At 70.6% G+C, this 23754-nt stretch carries 21 protein-coding genes; 10 read left to right on the forward strand and 11 right to left on the reverse strand.

Going from position 1 to position 23754, the window contains the following annotated elements; translation table 11 throughout:
• Positions 1-71: 71 nt before the first annotated feature.
• From FBY21_RS16215 to FBY21_RS16240, 6 genes are all read left to right on the forward strand, one after another.
• Positions 72-1142: an ABC transporter ATP-binding protein gene (locus FBY21_RS16215; RefSeq protein WP_142012323.1), complete on the forward strand. Its 1071-nt coding sequence runs from the start codon at positions 72-74 to the stop codon at positions 1140-1142.
• A complete protein-coding gene (locus tag FBY21_RS16220) occupies positions 1139-2770 on the forward strand; it encodes an ABC transporter permease (protein WP_142012325.1) in 1632 nt (543 codons plus the stop codon). The genes FBY21_RS16215 and FBY21_RS16220 overlap by 4 nt, the downstream gene beginning before the upstream one ends.
• A 20-nt stretch (positions 2771-2790) precedes the next feature.
• Positions 2791-3783 (forward strand): extracellular solute-binding protein, encoded by a 993-nt coding sequence (locus FBY21_RS16225; RefSeq protein ID WP_142012327.1) that lies wholly within the window; start codon positions 2791-2793, stop codon positions 3781-3783.
• A gap of 13 nt (positions 3784-3796) precedes the next feature.
• Positions 3797-4582 (forward strand): inositol monophosphatase family protein, encoded by a 786-nt coding sequence (locus tag FBY21_RS16230; protein ID WP_142012330.1) that lies wholly within the window; start codon positions 3797-3799, stop codon positions 4580-4582.
• Between the two features lie 29 nt (positions 4583-4611).
• Entirely contained in the window at positions 4612-5979 is a 1368-nt protein-coding gene (locus tag FBY21_RS16235; RefSeq protein WP_142012332.1) for an OprD family porin, read from the forward strand.
• Positions 5980-6108: 129 nt separating this feature from the next.
• Entirely contained in the window at positions 6109-6495 is a 387-nt protein-coding gene (locus tag FBY21_RS16240; protein ID WP_052807525.1) for a hypothetical protein, read from the forward strand.
• A 4-nt stretch (positions 6496-6499) separates the two neighbouring features.
• On the opposite strand, the gene FBY21_RS16245 is transcribed toward FBY21_RS16240, so the two are convergent.
• Together FBY21_RS16245 and FBY21_RS16250 are read right to left on the reverse strand one after the other, a co-directional pair.
• Positions 6500-7405: a phosphatase PAP2 family protein gene (locus FBY21_RS16245; RefSeq protein ID WP_142012335.1), complete on the reverse strand. Its 906-nt coding sequence runs from the start codon at positions 7403-7405 to the stop codon at positions 6500-6502.
• Between the two features lie 26 nt (positions 7406-7431).
• Positions 7432-8379 (reverse strand): LysR family transcriptional regulator, encoded by a 948-nt coding sequence (locus FBY21_RS16250; RefSeq protein WP_142012337.1) that lies wholly within the window; start codon positions 8377-8379, stop codon positions 7432-7434.
• Positions 8380-8569: 190 nt separating this feature from the next.
• Between FBY21_RS16250 and FBY21_RS16255 the strand changes: the two genes are divergently transcribed.
• The 4 genes from FBY21_RS16255 (at position 8570) to FBY21_RS16270 (ending at position 17836) form a co-directional block, all read left to right on the forward strand.
• Positions 8570-10261, forward strand: a complete 1692-nt coding sequence (locus FBY21_RS16255; RefSeq protein ID WP_142012339.1) for an AMP-binding protein — start codon at positions 8570-8572, stop codon at positions 10259-10261.
• Positions 10258-13527 (forward strand): carboxyl transferase domain-containing protein, encoded by a 3270-nt coding sequence (locus FBY21_RS16260; RefSeq protein ID WP_142012341.1) that lies wholly within the window; start codon positions 10258-10260, stop codon positions 13525-13527. Before FBY21_RS16255 ends, FBY21_RS16260 begins: the two co-directional genes overlap by 4 nt.
• Positions 13528-13780: 253 nt before the next feature.
• Complete coding sequence (dxs, locus tag FBY21_RS16265) at positions 13781-15703, forward strand: 1-deoxy-D-xylulose-5-phosphate synthase (RefSeq protein ID WP_044402481.1); 1923 nt, start codon at positions 13781-13783, stop codon at positions 15701-15703.
• Between the two features lie 165 nt (positions 15704-15868).
• Positions 15869-17836, forward strand: coding sequence for a TonB-dependent receptor plug domain-containing protein (locus tag FBY21_RS16270; protein WP_142012343.1), 1968 nt, complete (start codon positions 15869-15871; stop codon positions 17834-17836).
• A 12-nt stretch (positions 17837-17848) separates the two neighbouring features.
• Here FBY21_RS16270 and FBY21_RS16275 read toward each other — a convergent pair whose 3' ends face one another.
• The 9 genes from FBY21_RS16275 to ribE form a co-directional block, all read right to left on the reverse strand.
• Positions 17849-18655: a cobalamin-binding protein gene (locus FBY21_RS16275; protein ID WP_142012346.1), complete on the reverse strand. Its 807-nt coding sequence runs from the start codon at positions 18653-18655 to the stop codon at positions 17849-17851.
• Positions 18655-19074 carry a hypothetical protein gene (locus FBY21_RS16280; RefSeq protein ID WP_044402486.1) on the reverse strand — a complete coding sequence of 140 codons (420 nt, stop codon included), beginning with the start codon at positions 19072-19074 and terminating at the stop codon, positions 18655-18657. The genes FBY21_RS16275 and FBY21_RS16280 overlap by 1 nt, the downstream gene beginning before the upstream one ends.
• Positions 19071-19685, reverse strand: a complete 615-nt coding sequence (ribA, locus tag FBY21_RS16285; RefSeq protein ID WP_044402489.1) for a GTP cyclohydrolase II — start codon at positions 19683-19685, stop codon at positions 19071-19073. Before ribA ends, FBY21_RS16280 begins: the two co-directional genes overlap by 4 nt.
• Positions 19686-19805: 120 nt before the next feature.
• Entirely contained in the window at positions 19806-20483 is a 678-nt protein-coding gene (locus FBY21_RS16290; RefSeq protein ID WP_044402492.1) for a TIGR02281 family clan AA aspartic protease, read from the reverse strand.
• The gene (locus tag FBY21_RS16295; RefSeq protein ID WP_142012348.1) at positions 20470-21225 is read right to left on the reverse strand and encodes a transporter substrate-binding domain-containing protein; all 756 of its coding nucleotides are present in this window, start codon (positions 21223-21225) and stop codon (positions 20470-20472) included. Before FBY21_RS16295 ends, FBY21_RS16290 begins: the two co-directional genes overlap by 14 nt.
• A 19-nt stretch (positions 21226-21244) precedes the next feature.
• The gene (locus tag FBY21_RS16300) at positions 21245-21760 is read right to left on the reverse strand and encodes a phosphatidylglycerophosphatase A (protein WP_044402499.1); all 516 of its coding nucleotides are present in this window, start codon (positions 21758-21760) and stop codon (positions 21245-21247) included.
• Complete coding sequence (thiL, locus tag FBY21_RS16305) at positions 21753-22721, reverse strand: thiamine-phosphate kinase (protein WP_142012350.1); 969 nt, start codon at positions 22719-22721, stop codon at positions 21753-21755. Before thiL ends, FBY21_RS16300 begins: the two co-directional genes overlap by 8 nt.
• Positions 22722-22734: 13 nt before the next feature.
• On the reverse strand, positions 22735-23223 hold the full coding sequence (gene nusB, locus FBY21_RS16310) for a transcription antitermination factor NusB (protein ID WP_044402506.1): 489 nt from the start codon (positions 23221-23223) through the stop codon (positions 22735-22737).
• Positions 23220-23696, reverse strand: a complete 477-nt coding sequence (gene ribE / locus FBY21_RS16315; RefSeq protein WP_044402509.1) for a 6,7-dimethyl-8-ribityllumazine synthase — start codon at positions 23694-23696, stop codon at positions 23220-23222. Before ribE ends, nusB begins: the two co-directional genes overlap by 4 nt.
• Positions 23697-23754 lie beyond the last annotated feature (58 nt).

The raw sequence follows: 23754 nt of genomic DNA on the forward strand, positions 1-23754 counted from the left end.
ACACCCCGGGGCGGCCCGCCCAGGCACCGCCCCCGCGCCAACAAGAACAAACACGCGAACGGAGAAATGCGATGTCATCCATCAGCATCAGCCAGCTGGACGTCAGCTACGGCAGCGGGATCAAGGTCATCGACGGCCTCGACCTGCACATCCCCGACGGCAGCTTCTTCACCCTGCTCGGCCCCAGCGGCTGCGGCAAGACCACCCTGCTGCGGGTGATCGCCGGCTTCATCCGCCCCAGCGGCGGGCGCCTGGCCTTCGGCGACGTCGACATGACCCAGGTCCCCGCCCACCGCCGGGGCATCGGCATGGTCTTCCAGGACTACGCCCTGTTCCCCGACAAGACCGTGTTCGACAACGTCGCCTACGGCCTGCGTGCCCGCCGGACCGACGCGGCGACCCTGCGCCGCAAGGTGAGCGAGTACCTGGAACGGGTCGGCATGAGCGGCTTCGCCGAGCGCCACCCCGCCGCCCTCTCCGGCGGCCAGCGGCAGCGGGTGGCCCTGGCCCGCGCCCTGGCCATCGAGCCCGAGGTGCTGCTGATGGACGAGCCGCTGTCCAACCTCGACGCCCAGCTGCGCCTGCAGATCCGCGCCGCCATCGCCGACCTGCAGCGGGAGATCGGCATCACCACCGTCTTCGTCACCCACGACCAGGAAGAGGCCCTGGCCCTCTCCGACTGCATCGCCCTGATGCGCAAGGGCCGTATCGAGCAACTGGGCAGCCCCCAGGCCATCTACCAGTCCCCCGCCAGCACCTACGCCGCCGACTTCATCGGCTCGGCCAACCTGCTGGCCGCACGGGTGCTGGAACAGGCCGGCGACGACGGCATCCGCGTGCTGGTGGCCGGCCAACCGCTGCAGGCCCGCGCCGAGGCTGCGCTGCCCGAGCCCGTGGTGCACCTGGTGGCACGGCCGGAAAGCATCCGCCTGGGCCCCGCCGGGCAGAGCCTCGGCAACTGCCTGGCCGGCCAGGTGCGGCGCAAGCAGTACCTGGGCAACCGCACCAGCTACCGCATCGAGCTGGCGGACGCCCAGCAGCTCAACGTCGACCGCTTCGGCACCGACGGCGACGGCTTCCACGAAGGCCAGCCGGTGAGCCTGGAGTTCGACCCCGCACAGCTCCGGGTGGTGGCCCAATGAACCGGCGCCTGCCCTCCCCCTGGCTGCTCCTCGCCCTGTTCGCCCTGGGGCTGCTGCTGGTGTTCCTGCTCTGGCCCCTGGCCAACCTGCTGCACGGCAGCGTGGCCGGTGCCGGCGGCAGTGGCTGGGCCCAGTTGCTGGACGAGCCGCGCTACCTGCGCGCCCTCGGCAACACCCTGCTGCTGGGCGCCCTGGTGACGGGCTGCGCCAGCGTGCTCGGGGTCTCCCTGGCCTATGTCACCGCGCGCTTCGACTTCCCCGGCAAGGCGCTGGTGGCGGTGCTGCCGGTGTGCACCCTGGTGGTCCCGGAGGTGATCGTCAGCCAGACCTGGCTGATGATCCTCGGCAACAACGGCCTGCTCACCCGCGCCCTGGAGGACCACCTCGGCCTCGCCCTGCCCAGCTTCTACGGCTGGCCCGGCCTGGTGCTGGTGATGAGCCTGGTCTACTACACCTACATCTACCTCGGCACCCTGGCCGCCATCCGCGGCTTCGACGCCCAGCTGGAAGAAGCCGCCCAGAGCCTCGGCGTGCCGCCGGCCAAGGCGCGCCTGCAGGTGATGCTGCCGGTGGTGCTGCCCGCCGTGCTGGCCTCCGGGCTGCTGGTGTACACCCTGGTGGTGGGCAACTTCGCCATCGCCACCCTGCTGGGCGGCAAGGTGCAGTTGCTCTCGGTGCTCACCTACCTCAGCTTCGTCTCCGAGATGGGCACCAACGCCGGCCTGCAGAGCGCCCTGGCCACCCTGTCCATCGCCATCGTCGCCGGGGTGCTGTTCTTCCAGCGCTGGCTGGTGGGGCGCAAGCGCTACGAGATCGTCCAGGGCCGCAGCGCCCCGGCTAAGCGCCTGCGTGGGGTACGCGGCGCGCTGCTGGGCGCGGCCACGGCGCTGTTCATCCTGCTCTCCTCGCTGCCGCTGCTGACGGTGCTGGCCAGCGCCTTCACCCGCTCGCGGGGGCCGGTGATGCACTGGGGCAGCTTCTCCCTGGAGAACCTGGAGCGGGTCCTGCTGCGCAGCCCGGAACCCATCCTCAACACCCTGGCCTACGGCGCCCTGGCGACCCTGGTGGGCATCCTGCTCAGCGTGGTCATCAGCTACCTGGTGATCAAGAAGAAGAACCTGCTCACCCCGGCCATCGACTACCTCGCCATGCTGCCCCTGGCCATGTCCGGCACGGTGCTCGGCATCGGCCTGGTGATGACCTTCAACAGCGGCCCGCTGGCGCTCAGCGGCACGGCGGCGATCATCGTCGTCGCCTTCGTCATCCGCCGCTTCCCCTTCGGCGTGCGCAGCGCCTCGGCCACCCTCTACAACATCCCCGACTCCATCGAGGAGGCCTCCATCAGCCTCGGCGTGCCGCCGCTGCGCTCCTTCTTCAAGGTGGTGCTGCCGCTGATGGCGCCCGCCGTCGCCGCCGCGGCGGTGCTCACCTGGACCACCATCGTCGCCGAGCTGAGCGCCTCGCTGGTGGTGTACTCGGCCGGCCGCGAGACCATCACCATCCAGGTCTTCCGCCTGGTGGAAACCGGCCTCCAGGGCCAGGCGGCGGCCTACGGGCTGGTGCTGGTTCTGCTCACCCTCGTCCCGGTGGTCATCGCCACCCGGGTGTTCCGCATCAAGGTCTTCTGAACCGCAAGGAAGGACTCGCCATGAACGCCACCTGGAAGCACCGGCTGCCCGCCCTGCTGGCCGCCCTCGCCCTCAACCTGCTGCAATCCGCCCTCGCCCGCGAGCAGGCGGTGCTCTACACCACCAACAACGACTCGGCGGTGCAGGCCCTGCTGGACAGCGGCCAGCGCCTCGACCCGGGCCTGAAGATCGGCGTGGTCAACGGCTCCAGCGCCGCCCTGCTCAAGCGCATCGAGGCCGAGGGCCAGGCGGCTCGGGCCGACGTGTTCTGGAGTTCCCAGCCCAACACCCTGGGCGCCTTCACCGCGCTCTACGCGCCCTACCGCTCGCCCCAGGCCCAGGCCATCCCCGAGGCGCACCAGCACCCGCAGCAGCTGTGGAGCACCGCAAACATCCAGGTGGTGGTGATGATGGTGAACCGCAAGCAGCTCGGCGGGCTCAAGGAGCCCACCCAATGGCGCGACCTGCTGGACCCGGCCTGGAAGGGGCGGATCATCGTCGGCGACCCCACCGCCACCTCCACCGCCTACACCGCGCTCTGGGGCCTGCGCCAGCTGCTGGGCGAGGAGGACTTCCGCCGCCTGGCCGCCAACCTGGTGGTCTCGCGCAACTCCAGCGCCGTGCTCAACCAGGTGGCCCAGGGCGAATACGCCGTCGGCCTGACCTTCGAGGGCAACGCCTACGCCTATGTCGCCGGCGGCCAGCGGGAGATCCGCCTGGTCTACCCCGCCGACGGCACCTTCGTCACCGAAGAGGCCCTGGTACTGGTGAAGAACGGCCCCAACCCCGAGGCCGGCAAGCGCCTCTACGACCTGCTGCTGAGCCGCGACACCCAGATCACCCTGCTGGAGCAGGCCTACCGCCGGCCGAGCCGCAGCGACATCGAGGTCAGCGCCCATGTCGAGCTGCCGGAGCTGAAGGACATCGCCGTCTTCCCCACCGACGAGCAGGCCGCCATCGCCGGCCGCGACGCCTTCCTCAGCGCCTGGAAAGGCCTCGACAAAGCCCTCTGACACGGAGCCGGACATGACCGCCCACCACCGCGCCACCGCCGAACACCTGGCCGACCTCGCCCGCACCCGCCTGCAGGCCCACTGGCAGACCGCCCTGCAGGACAGCCAGCCCTTCGAGGACAAGGACGACGCCAGCCCCGTCACCGCCATCGACCGCGCCATCGAGCGCGAACTGCGCGAGGCCATCGCCCGCCACACGCCCAGCTTCGGCGTGGTGGGCGAGGAGTACCCCGACCACCAGCGCGACGCCGAATACAGCTGGGTGCTCGACCCCATCGACGGCACCAAGGCCTTCATCGCCGGGGTCCCGGTGTACGGCACGCTGATCGCCCTGTGCCGTGACGGGCGTCCGGTGCTGGGGGTGGTCGACCTGCCCATCGCCGGCCTGCGCTGGGTCGGTGTGGAAGGCCAGCCCACCCGGCTCAACGGCCAGCCGGTGCGCACCCGCCCCTGCACCGAGCTGGCCCGCGCGCTGCTGGCCAGCAGCAACCCGGAAAGCCTGCCGGACACCCACCTGGCAGCCTTCGCCCGGCTGCGTGACGCCACCCGCTGGCGCCTCTACGGCGCCGCCTGCAGCGCCTACGCCAACCTCGCCCGGGGGCGCATCGACCTGGTGGCCGACGGCGGCGGCATGGCGCCGGTGGACTACTGCGCCCTGGTGCCGGTCATCGAAGGCGCCGGCGGGGTGATCAGCGACTGGCAGGGCCGCCCGCTCGGCCTTGGCTCCGGCAGCAGCGTGCTGGCCGCCGGCGATCCCCAGTTGCACCGCCAGGCTCTGGAGCGCCTGCACCAGGCCTGAACCGCCCGAGGTCACAAGGAGGACACGCCATGACCGCCATCCATTTCCGCCTTCCCCTCGCCCTGTCGCTGGCCCTCGCCATGGGCGTGGCCGAGGCGGACGGCTTCATCGACGACAGCCACGCCACCCTGGCGCTGCGCAACTTCTACTTCAACCAGGACAACCGCGACGGCCACGCCGGCCAGACCGAGGAATGGGGCCAGGGCCTGCGCCTGGACTACCAGTCCGGCTACACCGAAGGCACGGTCGGCGTCGGCCTCGACGCCATCGGCCTGCTCGGCCTTCGCCTGGACGGCGGTGGCCGCGCCGGCAAGGCCGACCAGGCCCGCACCCCCAGCGCGCTGTTTCCCCTGGAGCACGATGGCCGCGCCCGCGACGAATTCAGCAGCCTCGGGCTCACCGCCAAGCTGCGGGTCGGCGCCGGCGAGGCGCGGGTCGGCACCCTGATCCCGCGCCTGCCGGTGATCAAGGCCAACGACGGACGCCTGCTCCCGCAGACCTTCGAAGGCGCCCAGCTGACGGTGCGCGAGTTCGACGACCTCACCCTGCTGGCCGGTCGCCTGCGCCAGGCCAAGGGGCGCGCCCAGAGCCACCGCGACGACCTCTCCATCAACGGCGCCAACAGCCCGCGCAAGCCCGGTAACGCCGTCAGCGCGGCACCGGCCCGCCACAGCGACGCCTTCGACTTCCTCGGCCTGGATTACCAGGTCAGCGAGCAACTGCAGGTGCAGTACTACCTGGGCCAGCTGGAGGACTTCTATCGCCAGCACTTCGTCGGCCTCAACCACGAGCAGGCGCTGCCCCTGGGCACGCTGAAGACCGACCTGCGCCACTTCGACACCCGCGCCACGGGCCGCAACGCCAGCCACAGCGGCCGCGCCGAGGGCTACACCGCCGCCGGCTACTACGGCCCCGGCAACGGCGAGAGCGGCGCACACCGGGGCCGGGTGGACAACCGCGCCTGGAGCGCCCTGTTCAGCTGGAGCCTCGGCGCCCACACCCTCGGCGCCGGCTACCAGCGCCTGACCGGCGACAGCCACTTCATCCAGCCCAACCAGGGCAACGGCAGCGACGTCTACCTGATCACCGACCGCCAGCTGAACAGCTTCGCCCGCGCCGGCGAACGCACCTGGCTGGCCCAGTACGGGCTGGACTTCGGCACCTGGGGGCTGCCGGAGCTGACCAGCAACGTCGCCTACCTCAAGGGCAGCGGCATCCGCTCCGAACGCGGGCACCTGCAGGAGTGGGAACGGGACTTCACCCTGGCCTACGTGGTGCAGGCCGGACCGGCCAAGGGCCTGGGCATCACCTGGCGCAACGCCAGCCTGCGCAGCCAGGCGAGCACCGACGTCGACCAGAACCGGGTCTTCCTCACCTACAGCCTGGCGTTGTTCTGACGGGCGCTTGAAATGCCCTGACGGCCAGGCGGTGGAGGGCATGGCATCGCCTGGCCGTACAGGTCTTTCAGAAACGTCCGAGGCACCCGGACTGCTAACGTCCCCGGACCCACGCACCGGGAGGCCCCCATGAAAGCGATCCCCATCCAGGCCGTGCTCGACGGCATCCCCAAACCCCATCCCTTCGCGCCGGCCTGTGCCGAGCTGCAGCCGGTCGCGCCCTTCCAGCCTGGCCCGGCCACGGTGCAGCTAGGCCACCTGGACGGCGAAGGCCCGTGGCAGCGCCACCCCGAGGGCGATGCGCTGCTGCAGGTGCTGGAAGGTGAAATGGAGATCAGCCTGCTGGCGGTGATCGGGCTGGTGCGCGAGCCCCTGCCGGCGGGCTCGCTCTATGTGGTCCCGCGCGGGCTCTGGTACCGCCTGGAGGCGAAGGCAGCGTCGATCCTGGCGGTACTGCCGGAGAAGGGCGAGAGCGAGCGCTCGGCCTACCCGCTGCGGGTGGAACGCAGCGCCTGAGGGCTCAGGCGGCGCGGGGCAAGGCGTCGACCGGCACCTCGTCCCGTGCCGGCGCAGGGGCCAGCAGGCCCAGGCGCACCAGCACCCAGGGCGCCAGCACCGCGACGAAGGTGCCGATGGCCAGGCCACGGAAGGCCTGCCAGGCTGGGCCCTCCAGGTGCAGCGCCAGCCCCGTGTGCTTCAACCCCCACTGCAGGCCGATGAAGGCCAGCGCACCCAGCACCGCCGCCGTCACCCGTCGCCACAGCGGCACCGCCACGCTGAACCCCACGCGCCGGTAGCCGATGATCACCACCAGCATCAGCCCTGCCAGCAACGGTACGTAGCTCGGCGGCTGGCCGCGCCAGGTGAGCGCGAAGGCCGCCGACACCGCCACCACCAGCGCCAGGTGGGCCAGGGCCGGGCCCTCGCGCCAGAAGCGCCAGCGCCTGGCCAGGGCGAACAGGCCGAGGGTCGCCAGGCCCAGGGCGCTGCCGCCGAGCAGGTCCTCGATGTCGTGGGCGCCCAGGTACAGGCGGCTGAACAGGATGCCCGTCACCAGCACGCAGGCCAGCCCCCAGAACCACAGGCGGCGCACTTCCAGCGCCAGCCAGAACCACAACACCACCGACAGCTGCGCGTGGCCGCTGGGCAGGCCGAAGCTCTCGCCCACCTCGTGGTCCATGCGCAGGGCGATGTCCGGGCGCGGGTCCTGCCAGTAGTCCTTGAGCCAGGCGTTGAGCAGCGCGGTCACCGCCACCAGCACCAGCAGGCGGAAGAACACCGTGCGCTGCCAGGCCCAGTAGCCCAGCGGCAGGAAGAAGAGGATGAACTTCTCGTAGCCCAGCAGGGTGAAGAAGCGCATCAGCGGTGTCAGTGCGTCGCTGCGCAGGGGCAGCACCCAGTCCAGGCTGTGCAGCAGCTCGTTCATGGCGAGTCCTTTCCGGAGGAAGGCGCCTACTGATACGCGAGGACCTGCGGAGCGGCAAGCCCCTCGCCGAGCTGGGCCAGCAAGCGCTCGCGCAGCCAGCGGTTGCCCGGCTCGCCGGCCGCCTGTTCGTGCCAGTACAGGTTCAGCGTCACCGGCGGCAGGGGCAGCGGCATCGGCAGTTCCCGCAGCGGGGCGATGCGCGTCAGCATCGGGCAGTAGGCGGCGGCCACGGTCAGCAGCCCGTCGCTGCCGGCGGCCAGTTGCGCGGCGGTGAGGTAGTGCTGGCAGCGCTGCACCACGTGGCGCGAGAGGCCGAGGCTGTCCAGGGCCAGGTCCTCCACCGAGATGCTGCGCCGCCGCGAGGTGACGGCGATGTGCCGCGCCGCCAGGTAGCGCTCGGCGTCCAGTTCGCCGACGAAGGCCGGGCCGGCCAGCACCCGCAGCGGCTCCCGCAGCAACTGGCACTGGCGCAGCTCGGCATCCGCCGGGCGTGCCACCTCCACGGCCAGGTCGATGTGCCCGGCGGCCATCTCCAGCTTCAGCTCGCCCCAGCGCACGCTGGTGCTGCGCACGCCGACCCGGGGCAGGTGCGGGCGCAGGGCGGCAACGATGGGCGGCAGCAGCAACGGCTCCAGCTGCTCGGGCATGTTGAGGATGAAGGTGCGCGAGTCCCGCGTCGGGTCGAACTGCTGCAGCCGGTCCACCCCGCCCTGCAGCAGCGCCAGGGCCTCGCTCACCACCGGGGCCAGGCGCAGGGCCACCGGGGTGGGGGCCACGCCGCGCCCCTCGCGGATGAACAGCGGGTCCCCCAGTTGCTCGCGCAGGCGCGCCAGGGCGTGGCTGATGGCCGACTGGCTGAGGTGCAGCACCGCCGCCGCGCGGGTCAGGTTGCGTTCGCGGTGGATCACGTCGAAGACGCGGAACAGGTTCAGATCAACACGGCCAAGGGCTGGCCATTCATGTTCCTTATTCATGGTTGCGCCTCCACGCTCACGGAGGGTGCCCGCCCCTCTGCACCGGTCATGCACGGCACCCTAGCGCCACCCTGGCCAACCATGCAGCAGATTCATGATCGTGAATGAACAACCATCAGTTCCCACGCCCCTGGGGGCTGCCTAGGATGCCCGGACCCCGCACCACAAGAACAAACCCTAGCGAGGCCCCATGAACGAACACGCCTACCTGCAGGCGCTCGCCGAGCGCCGCAAGCTCGCCTGGCCCCAGGGCCTGCCCCGTACGCCCCAGTACCCGCTGGGGGAACGCCCGCTCACCGACTACCTGCGCGAATGGGCGCGGCGCCAGCCCGAGGCCGCCGCCGTGCACTTCTACGGCCACCGCCTGGGCTGGGCGGAACTGGACCGCCTGAGCGACCGCTTCGCCGCCCTGCTGGTGGAGCGCGGCGTGGTGCCGGGGGACCGGGTCGCGGTGTTCCTGCCCAACTGCCCGCAGCTGCACATCGCCTTCTGGGGCATCCTCAAGTGCGGCGCGCTCTATGCGCCGGTCAGCCCGCTGTCCAAGGGGCTGGAGCTGGCCTACCAGCTCAACGACAGCGGCGCCGCCGTGCTGCTGTGCTTCGACCAGCTGCTGCCGGTGGTGCGCACGGTGCAGGCGCAGACCTCGGTGCGCCTGCTGATCGCCACCAGCCTCGGCGAACTACGCCCGGCCACGCCGAGCCTGCCGCTGCCCGACCTGCTGCTGGCGCCCAAGGCCAGCGCCGAGGACTGCCTGGACTTCTACCCCGCCCTGGCCGCCTGCCAGGCGCCGACGCCCAGCCACCAGCCGCGCCTGGAGGACGCCGCCGCGCTGAACTACACCGGCGGCACCACCGGCCTGCCCAAGGGCTGCATCCACACCCACGGCGACATGCTCTACACCTGCGCCAGCTTCGTGCCGGTGGCCCTCGGGCTGGATCCGCAGTCGGTGATGCTCAACTTCCTCCCCGAGTTCTGGATCGCCGGGGAGAACGCCGGCCTGCTGTTCCCGGTCTACGCCGGCTGCGCCCTGGTGCTGCTGGCCCGCTGGGATGCGGAAGCCTTCATGGCCGCCGTGCAGCACTACCGCGTCAGCCACTGCGGCCTGCTGGTGGACAGCGCCGCCGAGGTGCTGGACCACCCCCGCGTCGGCGACTTCGACTTCGCCAGCCTGCGCCGGGTCGGTGCCATCTCCTTCGTCAAGAAACTCACCCGCGACTACCGCGCGCGCTGGCGCCAGCTCACCGGCTGCACCCTCTACGAATTCGCCTTCGGCATGACCGAGACCCACACCTGCGACACCTTCACCTACGGCCTGCAGGACGGCGACTTCGACCTCAGCCAGGCACCCACCTTCGTCGGCCTGCCGGTGCCGGGCACCGAATTCAAGGTCTGCGATTTCGACAGCGGCGCCCTGCTGCCCCTGGGCCGCGAAGGCGAGCTGTGCCTGCGCTCGCCCTCGCTGCTCAAGGGCTACTGGCAGCGCCCGGAGGCCAGCACCGAGGTGCTGCGCGACGGCTGGCTGCACACCGGCGACCTGGGGGTGATCGATGAACGCGGCTTCATCCGCTACCTGGGCCGGCGCAAGGAGATGCTCAAGGTCAACGGCATGAGCGTGTTCCCCAGCGAGCTGGAGGCGCTGCTCGGCCAGCACCCGGCCGTGCTGGCCAGCGCCGTGCTGGGCCGCCCTCACGAGCAGCGCGGGCAGCAGCCGGTGGCCTTCATCGTGCTCAAACCGGGTGCCGAGGAGACGCCGGAAAGCCTGGTCGCCTGGTGCCAGGACGCCATGGCCGTCTACAAAGTACCGGAGGTGCGGCTGCTGCCGGCGATGCCGATGACCGCCACCGGGAAGATCAAGAAGAACGAACTGGAAGCCTTGCTGTGAACCGACCCTTCGCACGCCTGCTGATCGCCAACCGTGGCGAGATCGCCATCCGCATCGCCCGCGCCGCCGCCGAGCTGGGCATCGACAGCGTCGCCGTCCACGCCGAGGACGACCACGCGGCCCTGCACACCCGCAAGGCCGACCGCGCCGTGGCCCTCGCCGGCCAGGGCCCGGCGGCCTACCTGGACATCGCCCAGCTGGTGGCCATCGCCCGCCGCGAGGGCTGCGACGCCCTGCACCCCGGCTACGGCTTCCTCAGCGAGAACGCCGAGCTGGCGCGCCAGTGCGAGGCCGCCGGCATCCGCTTCGTCGGCCCGGCGCCCGAGGCCCTCGACCTGTTCGGCGACAAGGCCCGCGCCCGCGCCCTGGCCGAGCGCTGCGGCGTGCCCCTGGCCGCCGGCACCAACCGCCCCACCTCACTGGAGGAGGCCCGCGTCTTCCTCGCCAGCCACGGCCCGCTGATGCTCAAGGCCCTGGCCGGCGGCGGCGGGCGTGGTATGCGCCCGGTGCATAGGGCGGAGGAGCTGGACGAGGCCTACGCCCGCTGCCAGTCCGAAGCCCGCGCCGCCTTCGGCCGTGACGACCTCTACGTCGAACGGCTGATCGAAGGCGCCCGGCACATCGAGGTGCAGGTGCTGGGCGACGGCGAGCGCGTCAGCCACCTGTGGGAGCGCGATTGCAGCCTGCAACGGCGCCAGCAGAAGCTGGTGGAGATCGCCCCCGCCGTCGACCTCGCCCCGGCCCTGCGCCAGGGGATGCTCGACGCCGCCCTGCGCCTGGCCGGCGAAACGGGCTACCGGGGCCTGGGCACCTTCGAGTTCCTGGTGGACCCGGCCCGGGGCGACTTCGTGTTCATGGAGGCCAACCCGCGCATCCAGGTGGAGCACACCATCACCGAGGCCATCACCGGCGTCGACCTGGTCCAGGCCCAGCTGCACCTGGCGGCCGGCGCCCGCCTGGAGGACCTCGGCCTGGACGAGCCGGTGGCCCCGCGCGGGGTCGCCGTGCAGTTGCGGGTGAACCTGGAGACCCAGCTCGCCGACGGCAGCACACGCCCTGCCGGTGGCACCATCAGTGCCTACGAGCCGCCCAGCGGCCCCGGCCTGCGGGTGGACGGCCACGGCTACGCCGGCTGCACCACCAACCCGCGCTACGACGCGCTGCTGGCCAAGCTGATCGTTCAGGCCGATGACCTGCCCGCCGCTCTGCGCCGGGCCTACCGCGCCCTCTGCGAATTCCGCCTGGAGGGCGTGGCGAGCAACCTGCACCTGCTGCAGAACCTGCTGCGCCGCCCCGAACTGGCGGCGCCGGTGGACACCCGCTTCCTCGAACGCCACCTGCCCGAGCTGCTGGCGCCCCAGCCCAGCGCCCACCCGCACCTGTTCGTCAGCAGCGCAGCCCCGCAGGTCGAACCGGCCGGCGGCATCGACGCCCCGCCCGGCTGCCTGCCGCTGCTGGCCCCCAGCCAGGGCGTGCTGGTGAGCCTGGACGTGGCCGAAGGCGACAGCGTGGCCCTGGGCCAGCCGGTGGCGGTGCTGGAGGCGATGAAGATGGAGTTCGTGGTCAAGGCCAGCCACAGCGGCCGCGTCCGCGCCCTGGCGGTGCAGCCCGGCGACAGCCTGTTCGAAGGCGCGCCGCTGCTCTACCTGGAGCCTGCGGAGGTGGACGGCGAGGCAGTGGCCAGCGAAGAAAGCCTGGACCTGGCGCACATCCGCGCCGACCTCGCGGAAGTGCTCGAACGCCACGCCATCACCCGTGACGAACGCCGCCCGCAGGCGGTGGCCAAGCGCCGCAAGACCGGCCAGCGCACCACCCGCGAGAACCTCGACGACCTGCTCGACGCCGGCAGCTTCATCGAATACGGCGCCCTCGCCCTGGCCGCCCAGCGCCGGCGCCGCAGCCTGGAGGAGCTGATCGAGCAGAGCCCGGCCGACGGCCTGGTGGCCGGCATCGGCACGGTCAACGCCGACGCCTTCGGCGCCGAGGCCGCCCGTTGCATGACCATCGCCTACGACTACACGGTGTTCGCCGGCACCCAGGGGGTGATGAACCACAAGAAGACCGACCGCATGCTCGGCCTCGCCGAACAGTGGCGCCTGCCCCTGGTGCTGTTCGCCGAGGGCGGCGGCGGCCGGCCGGGAGACTCGGACTTCGTCGGCGTCGCCGGGCTGGACTGCCACACCTTCGTCGCCATGGCCCGGCTCTCCGGCCAGGTGCCGCTGGTGGGCGTCGTCTCCGGTCGCTGCTTCGCCGGCAACGCGGCCCTGCTGGGCTGCTGCGACGTGATCATCGCCACCCGCAACGCCAGCATCGGCATGGCCGGCCCGGCGATGATCGAGGGCGGCGGCCTGGGTCGCTACAGCGCCGAGGAGGTCGGCCCGACCGCCGTGCAGGCGCCCAACGGGGTGATCGACATCCTGGTGGAGGACGAGGCCGAAGCGGTGGCCGCCGCCAAGCGCTACCTGTCCTACTTCCAGGGTCGCCTGGCGGACTGGCGCTGCGCCGACCAGCGTGCACTGCGCCACGCCATCCCGGAGAACCGCCTGCGGGTCTATGACATCCGCGCGTTGATCGAGACCCTGGCCGATGCGGACTCGGTGCTGGAACTGCGCCGCGCCTTCGCGCCGGGGCTGATCACCGCCTTCATCCGCATCGAGGGGCGCCCCTTCGGGCTGATCGCCAACAACCCCGCCCACCTCGGCGGCGCCATCGACGCCCAGGCCGGCGACAAGGCCGCGCGCTTCATGCAGCTGTGCAACGCCTTCGGCCTGCCGCTGCTGTCGCTGTGCGACACCCCCGGCTTCATGGTCGGCCCGGAGTCGGAGAAGCAGGCCACAGTACGCCACGTCTCGCGCATGTTCGTCGCCGCCGCCGCGCTGGAGGTGCCGGTGTTCACCGTGGTGCTGCGCAAGGGCTACGGCCTGGGTGCCCAGGCCATGGCGGCCGGCAGCTTCCATTCGCCGCTGTTCACCGTCGCCTGGCCCAGCGGCGAGTTCGGCGCCATGGGGCTGGAGGGCGCGGTGCGCCTGGGCTACGCCAAGGAGCTGGCCGCCGTGGAGGATGCCGGGGAGCGCGAGCGGCTGTTCCGCAAGATGGTCGACAAGGCCTACCAGAACGGCAAGGCGATCAACATGGCCAGCTTCCTGGAGATCGACGCCGTCATCGACCCGGAGCAGACCCGCGCCTGGCTCCTGCGCGGCCTCAACGCCACCGCGCCTTCCGCCACACCGGAAGGCCGCAAACGGTCGTTCGTGGACACCTGGTAGGCCGCCTTCGCGAGCAGAGCTCGCTCCTGCGCAGTAGCGCCGTTTGTCAGCGCTGTAGGGGTGGGCTTCAGCCCTCGCTGTCTGCCGTTGGTGGGCTGAAGCCCACCCTACAAGGCTGTGCCCCGGTATCGAATCGAGGGCCTGTGGTGGGTGACGCTGCCGGGTCGCCCGGGCATCCGACGCCATGTCTTGGGCAGGCAAAGCGGCATCAGGTAAACTGCCGCATCTTTTTGCACCCATAACGATTAGCCTGATGCCCACGACGTTCCATGAGATTCCCCGCGAGCGCCCGCTCACGCCCCTGCTCGACCGCGCGGAGACGCCGGACGCGCTGCGTCGGCTGGGCGAGGCCGAGCTGGAAACCCTGGCCGACGAACTGCGCCAGTACCTGCTCTATACCGTCGGCCGGACCGGCGGGCATTTCGGCGCGGGGCTGGGGGTGGTCGAACTGACCATCGCCCTGCACTACGTCTACGACACGCCCGACGACCGGCTGGTCTGGGACGTGGGCCACCAGGCCTACCCCCACAAGATCCTCACCGGTCGCCGCGAGCGCATGGGCACGCTGCGTCAGAAGGACGGCATCGCCGCCTTCCCGCGCCGCTCGGAGAGCGAGTACGACACCTTCGGCGTCGGCCACTCCAGCACCTCCATCAGCGCGGCCCTGGGCATGGCCATCGCCGCCCGCATGCAGGGCTCGGGGCGCAAGTCCATCGCCGTGATCGGCGACGGCGCACTGACCGCCGGCATGGCCTTCGAGGCGCTGAACCATGCCTCGGACGTGCAGGCCGACATGCTGGTGATCCTCAACGACAACGACATGTCGATCTCCCACAACGTCGGCGGGCTGTCCAACTACCTGGCCAAGATCCTCTCCAGCCGTACCTACGCGAGCATGCGCGAGGGCAGCAAGAAGGTGCTCTCGCGCCTGCCCGGCGCCTGGGAGATCGCCCGCCGCACCGAGGAATACGCCAAGGGCATGCTGGTCCCCGGCACGCTGTTCGAGGAGCTGGGCTGGAACTACATCGGCCCCATCGACGGCCACGACCTGCCCACCCTGGTGGCCACCCTGCGCAACATGCGCGACCTCAAGGGCCCGCAGTTCCTCCACGTGGTGACCAAGAAAGGCAAGGGCTTCGCCCCGGCCGAGCTGGACCCCATCGGCTACCACGCCATCACCAAGCTGGAGCCGCTGGACGCTCCGGCAGCGCCGAAGAAGCCGTCCGGGCCGAAGTACTCCAACGTCTTCGGCCAGTGGCTGTGCGACATGGCGTCACAGGACCCGCGCCTGGTGGGCATCACCCCGGCGATGAAGGAAGGCTCGGACCTGGTGGCCTTCGCCGAGCGCTTCCCGGAGCGCTACTTCGACGTCGCCATCGCCGAGCAGCACGCCGTGACCCTGGCGGCCGGCATGGCCTGCGATGGCGTGAAGCCGGTGGTGGCGATCTACTCCACCTTCCTCCAGCGCGGTTATGACCAGCTGGTGCACGACGTGGCGGTGCAGAACCTCGACGTGCTGTTCGCCATCGACCGCGCCGGCCTGGTGGGCGAAGACGGCCCGACCCACGCCGGCAGCTTCGACCTGTCCTACCTGCGCTGCATCCCCGGCATGCTGGTGATGACCCCGAGCGACGAGAACGAACTGCGCCTGCTGCTGACCACCGGTTACCACTTCCAGGGCCCGGCAGCGGTGCGCTACCCCCGTGGCAGCGGCCCCAACGCGGTAATCGAGCCGGAACTGGCGCCAGTGCCGATCGGCCAGGCGGTGGTTCGTCGTCGCGGCAGCGGTGTTGCCCTGCTGGCCTTCGGCGTGCAACTGGCCGAAGCCCTGCAGGTGGGCGAGCGCCTGGACGCCACGGTGGTGGACATGCGCTTCGTCAAACCCCTGGACGAAGCGCTGCTGCGTGAACTGGCCGGCAGCCATGGGCTGCTGGTGACCATCGAGGAGAACAGCGTGATGGGCGGCGCAGGTGCTGCCGTCAGCGAGTTCCTCGCCCACGAGAACCTGCAGGTGCCGGTGCTGCACCTGGGCCTACCGGACTACTACGTGGAACACGCCAAGCCGGCGCAGATGCTGGCCGAGTGCGGCCTGGACGAGGCGGGCATCGAAGCCGCCGTGCGCCAGCGCCTGGCCTTGCTGGACCCGCAGGCCCCTTCGAAGGCCGCGGGGCTGTAACCCGGAGCCGGGCTGCGCCGCTGGCGGCGCGCCCGGGCCGGTGCTTCACGTGTACGTGTGTGGCGGAGGGCCCCTCCGTCAAGCGCAGGCGGCGCTCCCTGCCGTGCAGTCCGGCTCTTGCCCGGCCCTCCTCGAAAGTCATTCGGATCTTTTGAGGAGTCATCCATGCTGCGTTCCCCCTTGGCCCTGGCCATTGTCCTGCTCCCCTGCGCCACACCGGCGGAGGAGATCGCCCCGGAAAGCCTCGACGCCCTGAAGAGTCCCTACCTGGTAGGCACCTCGGGGCGCAGTCTGGAGCCCCGCTCCCAGGCCACGGCGGCCACCAGCGTCTTCACCCGCGCCGACATCGCCCGGCTCAAGGTCAAGAGCCTGCCCGACCTGCTGGCACGCGTGCCGGGCATGTCGGTGCAGCAGACCGGCGGCCGTGGCAGCCCTACGGCGCTGTACCTGCGCGGCACCAACCCCAGCCAGGTGCTGGTGCTGCTCGACGGCATGCGCATCGGCCAGCTGAGCAACGGTCTGGCGCGCCTGCAGTACCTGAACATGCAGCAGGTGGAGCGGGTGGAAGTGACCCGGGGCGCACGCTCCAGCCTGTACGGCGGCAATGCCATGGGCGGAGTGATCCAGGTCTTCACACGGCGTGGCAAGGCGGGCCTCGACCCGCGCTTCGACTTCAGCCTGGGGGACGGCGATGACAGCGAGAACAGCCTCGGCCTGGCCGGTGGCGACGCGAACACCCGCTATGACCTGGGCATGAGCCTGGTGGAGCTGCGCCAGGACCGCAGCGACGACCGCGACGGTGCCAACACGGACAAGGACGCCTACCGCAACCGAGGGTTGAACCTGAGCCTGGAGCACCGCTTCGCCGAGACCTGGCGCGCCGGGCTGAACCTGCTGGACCAGCGCGGCAAGAGCGAGCTGGACGGCGACAGCGGCGCCTTTCCCGACCAGCCCCGGGACCGCTTCGCCCTCAGCAGCACCTCGGCCTTCCTCCAGGTGGACCCGAGCCCACTCTGGAGCAGCCGCCTGGAGGCTGGCCACAGCGAAGACAAGAGCCGTGTCGACACCGTCTACAACTACTTCACCACCTTCGAGGAATACGCCAGCTACCGGGACTCGCTGCTCTGGCAGAACACCCTGCACCTGGACGCCGCCAACCAGCTGCTGCTGGGCGCCGAATGGACCGAGGAACGCCTGCGCGCCAACGTGCCGCTGGAGGAGCGCGAGCGCCGCAACCAGGCCTGGTTCGTCCAGCACCGCTACCGCGCAGCCCCCTTCGGCACCGAACTGGGCCTGCGCCATGATCAGGACCGCCAGTTCGGCAACGAGGACAGCCTCAACGCTGCCCTGGACATCGACCTGCCCGCCCAGACGCAACTGGTGCTGAGCTACGCCGAGGGTTTCCGCACGCCCACCTTCCTCGAGCTCTACGTACCGAAGGAATTCTTCCCCAGCGGCAACCCGGACCTGCAACCCGAGCGCTCGCGCACCTGGGAAGCCCAGCTGCGCGGCAACCACCTGGGCACCGACTGGTCCCTGGGGGTGTACCGCACCAATATCCGGGACCTGATCACCGATGTGGAAACCTTCGACCCCGACTACGTGCGCACCTGGCGCAACGTCGGCCGCGCGCGGATCAACGGGCTGGACATCAGCCTGTCCCGCGAACTGCTCGGCTGGACCACCCGCCTTTCCGCCGGTTTCGTCGACCCGCGCGACCGCGAGACCGGGCACACCCTGCCGGGACGTTCGCGGCGCAACCTGGCGCTGGACATGGACCGCCGCTTCGGCGAGTACAGCTTCGGTTTCAGTTGGCTAGGGGTGTCCAGCCGCTACCAGGACGCCGACAACACCGTGCACAGCCCCGGCTACGGCCGCCTCGACATCCGCGCCGGCTGGGACCTGCTGGAAGGGCTGAAGGTGGAAACGCGGGTGGAGAACCTGGGGGATAACCGCTACCTGGAGAAGCGCTACGCCGACCAGTCCGGTTTCTCCAGCTCGCCCTACGGCGACGCCCTGCCCTACGAAAACAACGACGTCTACATCGACGATCCGACCTACGAGGCACGCGGCGGCTACCGGGATGCCGGGCGGCGGGTGGTGGTCAGCCTGAAGTGGTCACCGCAGTTCTGACGAACGCGGCCATCAGCGCGCCTGGGCCAGGCGTTCGCACAGCGCGCGGGTGGCCCCGAGCATCTGGAAGCTGGGGCGTTCCAGGCCCCGGTCGGGCACGGCCCAGACCTGGCCGGCGGTCACCGCCGGCAGTTGTGGCCAGGCCTGCCAGGCGGCGGCCTGGGCCGGCTCGCTGACCAGGATGACGCGGGGCTGGCGCTGCAATACGGCCTCGATACCGACCTGGGGCGCGGGCAGGTCGAGGTCGGCGAACAGGTTGCGCGCACCGCACAGGGCCAGGGCGTCGCTGACGATCTGCCGACCGCCCAGGGTGTACAGCGGGTGGTCCCAGACCTGGTAGAACACCGGCAGCGGCGGCTCACGGTGGTAGCGCTGGCGCAGCTCGGCCAGGCCGTCGCGGAAGCGCCGGGCCAGGGCCTGGCCTTCGGCGCTGTGGCCGACCCGGGGGCCGATCTGCTCGAAGACGCCCGCCAGCTCGTCCAGCCGACGCGGCTCGATCACCAGCAAGGGGATACCAAGCTGCTCCAGGCGCTGCTGCATGGGCGCGCCGACGCTGTCGGGCCAGAGCAGGATGAGGTCGGGCGCCAGGGCCACCACGCGCTCAAGCTGCACCTGGCCGTAGTGGCCGACGCTGGGCAGCGCGGCCAGGGCCGCCGGGCGCTCGCCGCCGTCGAGGACGCCCACCAGGCGGTCCTCGGCATGCAGTTCGAGCATGATTTCGCTGAGGGAGGGGGCCAGGCTGACCACCCGCCGTGCGCCGTCATCGGCCAGCGCCGGCAGCACCAGGCCCAGCAGCAGGAGGCCGAGCAGGCGGTGCATCAGGCCAGTTGGCGGGGAATGCGGTAGAGCGACAGCACCACGGCGCTGCTCAGGGCCAGCAGCACCAGGGCCACGGCATTGAGCCCGGCGAACACGGCGACGGCACCGACCCAGGCGGGCAGGCCGGCGCCCAGCAGGGCGACGCGGCGCACCCGGCGCAGCTCGATCCAGGCTTCGCGCTCGTGGTCGCCGTCCAGTGCCTTTTCGGTGGCGATCAGGGCGCGCTTGTAGCCCCGGAACAGCGGCAGGCTGATGAACATGGAGATCAGCGCGGCGACGAACAGGGGCATTTCCAGGGCGGGAAACACCGGGTCGCCGGAGCCGAACAGCAGGTTGACCAGGAACAGCGGGCCCAGGGCGGCGCCCAGGTGTGCCCACCATTCGAGGGCCAGCAGGCGGCGGACCTGGCTGCGGGTCATAGCTCGACTTCGCCCTGGTGCAGGCTGCCCAGCATGTGGCCGAGCTTGCCGGCCTTGGTGGCCAGGTACTTCTGGTTGTGCGGGTTGAGGCCGGTCTGCAGCGGCACGCGCTCGGCGACGCGGATGCCGAAGCCTTCCAGGGCCTTCACCTTGCGCGGGTTATTGGTCATCAGCTTGATGCTGCTGATGCCCAGGTGTTCGAGCATCGGCAGGCAGAAGGCGTACTCGCGCTGGTCGGCGCCGAAGCCCAGGCGCTCGTTGGCTTCGACGGTGTCGGCACCGCCGTCCTGCAGCTCGTAGGCGCGGATCTTGTTCAACAGGCCGATGCCACGGCCTTCCTGGCGCAGGTACAGCAGCACGCCACGGCCGGCTTCGGCGATGGCGCGCAGGGCGGCCTCGAGCTGGAAGCCGCAGTCGCAACGCAGGCTGAACAGGGCATCGCCGGTCAGGCACTCGGAGTGCAGGCGCCCCAGCACGGGCTGGCCGTCGGCGATGTCGCCCATGGTCAGGGCGACGTGTTCCTTGCCGCTTTCCTCGTCGAGGAAGCCGTGCATGGTGAACAGGCCAAAGGGCGTGGGCAGTTGGGAGGCGGCGACGAAAACGACGGACACCACGGTTCTCCTGGGATTGCGAAAGGCCGGCATTGTATCAGCAGCGTCTGCCGGCCCGTCAGACTGAATAGTTGGGGATAAGGATCGAAAGGCTTGGACGGTGGGCTCCGCTCGCAGGCCCTAGAACTTGGACTCCAGGCGCAGCACGCCCTGGTCCTCGCGCCAGCGCACCTGGTTGAGGAAGCTCATGCCCAGCAGCACGTCCACCGGGGCGTCGCCCTCGACCACCGCGCCTTCGACGCCGAGCACTTCCAGCGGGCCGACCTTGACCCGGTCGAAGCGCACCCGCCAGGCACGCACGTTGCCGCCGGCGGTGCTGGCGGTCATCGGTTTGCCCTCGACGCGGTAGTCGAGGCCGAGCATGCGCGCCTGGTTCTCGTTCATCGCCACGCTGGTGGCGCCGGTGTCCACCATGAACTGCACCGGGTGGCCGTTGATGGAGCCGGCCACCATGTAGTGCCCGTTGTTGCCCCGGGCGATGCTCATCTGCGCCTTGCGTGGGGCGGATGCGGCGGCATCGGTGCTGCCCGGGGGCGGGGCGGCGCTGTTGTATTCGCGGCTGAGGGCGTAGGGCCGCTCGACGCCGTCGATGCGCAGGACCGCGCCCTTGCTGTCGGCGCTGACCACCTGCACGCCACCGGGGCCGGTCTGGCCGACCCGCACCAGCTTGCGCTGGCCGTCGACGCTGATCACCGCCGCGTTGGGGAACAGCCCCACCACCTGCACCACGGGCTCGGCCCAGGCGCTGGTACAGGCCATCAGCAACAGGCCGAGACAGGACAGCTCAAGGCGACGCATGGGGCTTCTCCGGTGGGTCGAAGGGATAGGGCTGCTTCCAGCGGGCGTACAACGGGCGCAGCTCGCCGCTCTGCACCAGGCGCGTCATGCGCTCGTCGAACAGGGCGGCGAACTCGCGACCGCGTTCGGTGGCGGCGAAGCCGACGTAGAGCGGGAGCGGGGTCAGGAAGGTGACCTGGTAACGCTCCGGATGCGCCGTCTGGGCGAGCACGTCGTCGATCTCGGTGCGGGCATCGATGTAGTAGTCCGCATGGTCCAGGTCGAGCATGGAGAGGATACCGCCCCGGCGCTGGATTTCTTCGAAGTGCTTCAGGTTTGGCAACTGGTGCTGGTAGTCGTAGCCGCGGATCCACACCAGGCGGTAGCGGCCGAGGGTCTGCAGGCTGGGGGCGGGCGCGCCGGCCTTGCCGAGGGCGCTGATCTGGTCGGCGTCGTAGTGCCAGCGGGGGTAGACGGCACCGGCGATCTCGTCGCGGTAGGCGCCCATCCAGGCATCGGCCTCGTGGCGCTGCACCAGCCCCACGGAGCGGGTATAGGGGACGCTGCGGATCTTCAGGCGAACGCCCACGGGTTCGTAGACCTTGCGCAGGATGTCCCAGCCCAGGCCGCTGCCGTCGGCGTTGGTGTGGCCGGCCCAGACCTCGGAGGCGATGACGATCTCCGCCACCGGCGGGTGGCCGTCCGCCGCCCAGGCGGGTGAAACCAGCAGTAGCGACAGCATGCCGAGCAACCTGCGGAGCATCGTCCCGTCTCCCTTCAGATCAGATGCCTGCCAGGCCGACGCCCCAGATGATCAGTTGCATGGCCAGCCAGGCGAAGACGCCGGCCAGCACGTCGTCGAGCATGATGCCGACGCCGCCATGCACGTGGCGATCGATCCAGCGGATCGGCCAGGGCTTGAGGATGTCCATGACCCTGAACACCACGAAGCCTAGCAGCAGCCACTGCCAGCCTTCGGGCACCAGCCAGAGGGTGATCCACATGCCGACCATTTCGTCCCAGACGATGCCTTCGTGGTCGTGCACGCGCAGGTCGTCGGCGACCTTGCCGCACAGCCAGAAGCCGAACAGCATGGTCAGCCCGAGCATCAGCCAGTAGCCCCAGTCAGGCAGCATCTGCCACAGCGGGATGAACGGCAGGGCCACCAGCGAGCCCCAGGTGCCGGGGGCCTTGGGCAGGGTGCCGGAGCCGAAACCGAAGGCGAGGAAGTGCCAGGGGTTGCGCCAGACCGAGTGCGGGACCGGCTGGGCCGGCGCTTGTTGCGGATGATCAGTCACCGTGACTCCCGAAATGTTGGTAACCCTGGGCCGGCTGCGGTCGCTCGCGGCCGTCGGCATCCAGCAGGTGGACACCGTGGCCGGCTTCGACACGGCCGATCACGGCCAGTGCCGGCCAGGCGGCCTGCACGGCGTCGAGCTGGTGCGGCGGCAGGGTGAACGCCAGGCGGTAATCGTCACCGCCGGACAGGGCCAGGCCCAGGGCCTGGTCGTGGGGGTAGAGCGCTTGCAGGGCCGGGGACAGCGGGACACGCCCGGCTTCCAGCCACAGGGCCACGCCGGAGGCGGCGGCGATGTGCCCGCAGTCGGCCAGCAGGCCATCGGACACGTCCAGCGCGGCGCTGGCACGGCCACGCAGGGCCAGCCCGAGGGCAAACTGCGGCGGCGGGGCCCAGTAATGATCCAGCAGGGTGGCGGCCTCGGCGCCTTCATCCGACCGCTGGCCGAGCACCAGCGGCAGGGCACCGGCGGCATCGCCCAGGCTGCCGCCCACGCAGAGCAGGTCGCCGGGACGGGCACCGGAACGCCGCAGAGCGGCACCGGCCGGCAGACGACCGAACACGGTGAGGGTCAGGCTCAAGGGGCCACGGGTGGTGTCGCCACCCACCAGGGCCAGGCCGCAACGGCGGGCCATGGCGTCGAGGCCGGCGGCCAGCTGTTGCAGCCAGTCGGCATCGGCGGCGGGCAGGGTCAGGGCCAGGGTGAAGCCCAGGGGCGCGGCGCCCATGGCGGCCAGGTCGCTGGCGGACACGGCAAGGGCGCGCTGGCCCAGCAGGAAGGGATCGCACACCCGGGGAAAGTGGACGCCGGCCACCAGGGTGTCGGTGGACACGGCCAGTTGCTCGCCCGGTGCGGGCTGCAGCAAGGCGCAATCGTCGCCGATGCCGAGGGCGATGCCTTCGCCACCCGCCGCACAGGCGGCGGAGGCGAAGTAGCGACGGATCAGCTCGAACTCACCCATCCGTGGCGGGGGCTCAGCGCTTGCCGCCACGAACCTCGGCGGCGCGCAGGCGGGGCGCCAGCTTGTCGAGGACGCCGTTGACGAACTTGTGCCCGTCGGTGGCACCGAAGACCTTGGCCAGCTCGATGCCTTCGTTGATGACCACGCGGTACGGCACGTCGACGCGGTTCATCAGCTCGTAGGTGGAGAGGCGCAGGATGGCCAGCTCGACCGGGTCGACCTCTTCCAGGGGGCGATCCAGGCAGGGCAGGAAGGCCTCGTCGATCTCGGTCTTCTGGCGCGGTACGCCGTGGAGGATCTCGTGGAAGTAGGCACCGTCCACCTGGCTGAAATCGTTGTCGACGCGGAACTGCGCTTCGATCTCGTTCAGGGGCTGGCCGGCGATGTGCCAGGAGTAGAGCGCCTGCATGGCCAGGCTGCGGGCCTGGCGACGCGTGGCGATCTTGCCCTTGGCGGGCTTCTTCGGCGCCTCGGGGGCGTCGTTGTCGCTGTTGAAACTCACTTGGCCTCCAAGGCCGCCAGCAGGCTGACCATTTCGAGGGCGGAGAGTGCGGCTTCGGCGCCTTTGTTGCCGGCCTTGGTGCCGGAACGCTCGATGGCCTGCTCGATGGAGTCGACGGTCAGGACGCCGAAGGCGACCGGTACGCCGAATTCCATGGACACCTGGGCCAGGCCCTTGGTGCACTCACCGGCGACGTATTCGAAGTGCGGGGTGCCGCCACGGATGACGGCGCCCAGGGCGATGATGGCGGCGAACTCGCCACGCTGGGCGACCTTCTGGGTGACCAGGGGGATCTCGAAGGCACCGGGGGCACGGATGATGGTGATGTCGTCCTCGGACACGCCATGGCGGACCAGGGCGTCTACGGCGCCACTTACCAGGCTTTCCACGACAAAGCTGTTGAAGCGGCCGACCACCAGGGCATAGCGGCCTTTGGGGGCGATGAAGGTACCTTCGATGGTCTTCAGGGGCATGGGCGGGTTCTCGTCAATTAAAGAGCGAAGGCCCCGGCCGTTCACGGCCAGGGCCCTT

This window comes from Pseudomonas sp. SLBN-26, assembly GCF_006715895.1.
Classification (GTDB): domain Bacteria; phylum Pseudomonadota; class Gammaproteobacteria; order Pseudomonadales; family Pseudomonadaceae; genus Metapseudomonas; species Metapseudomonas otitidis.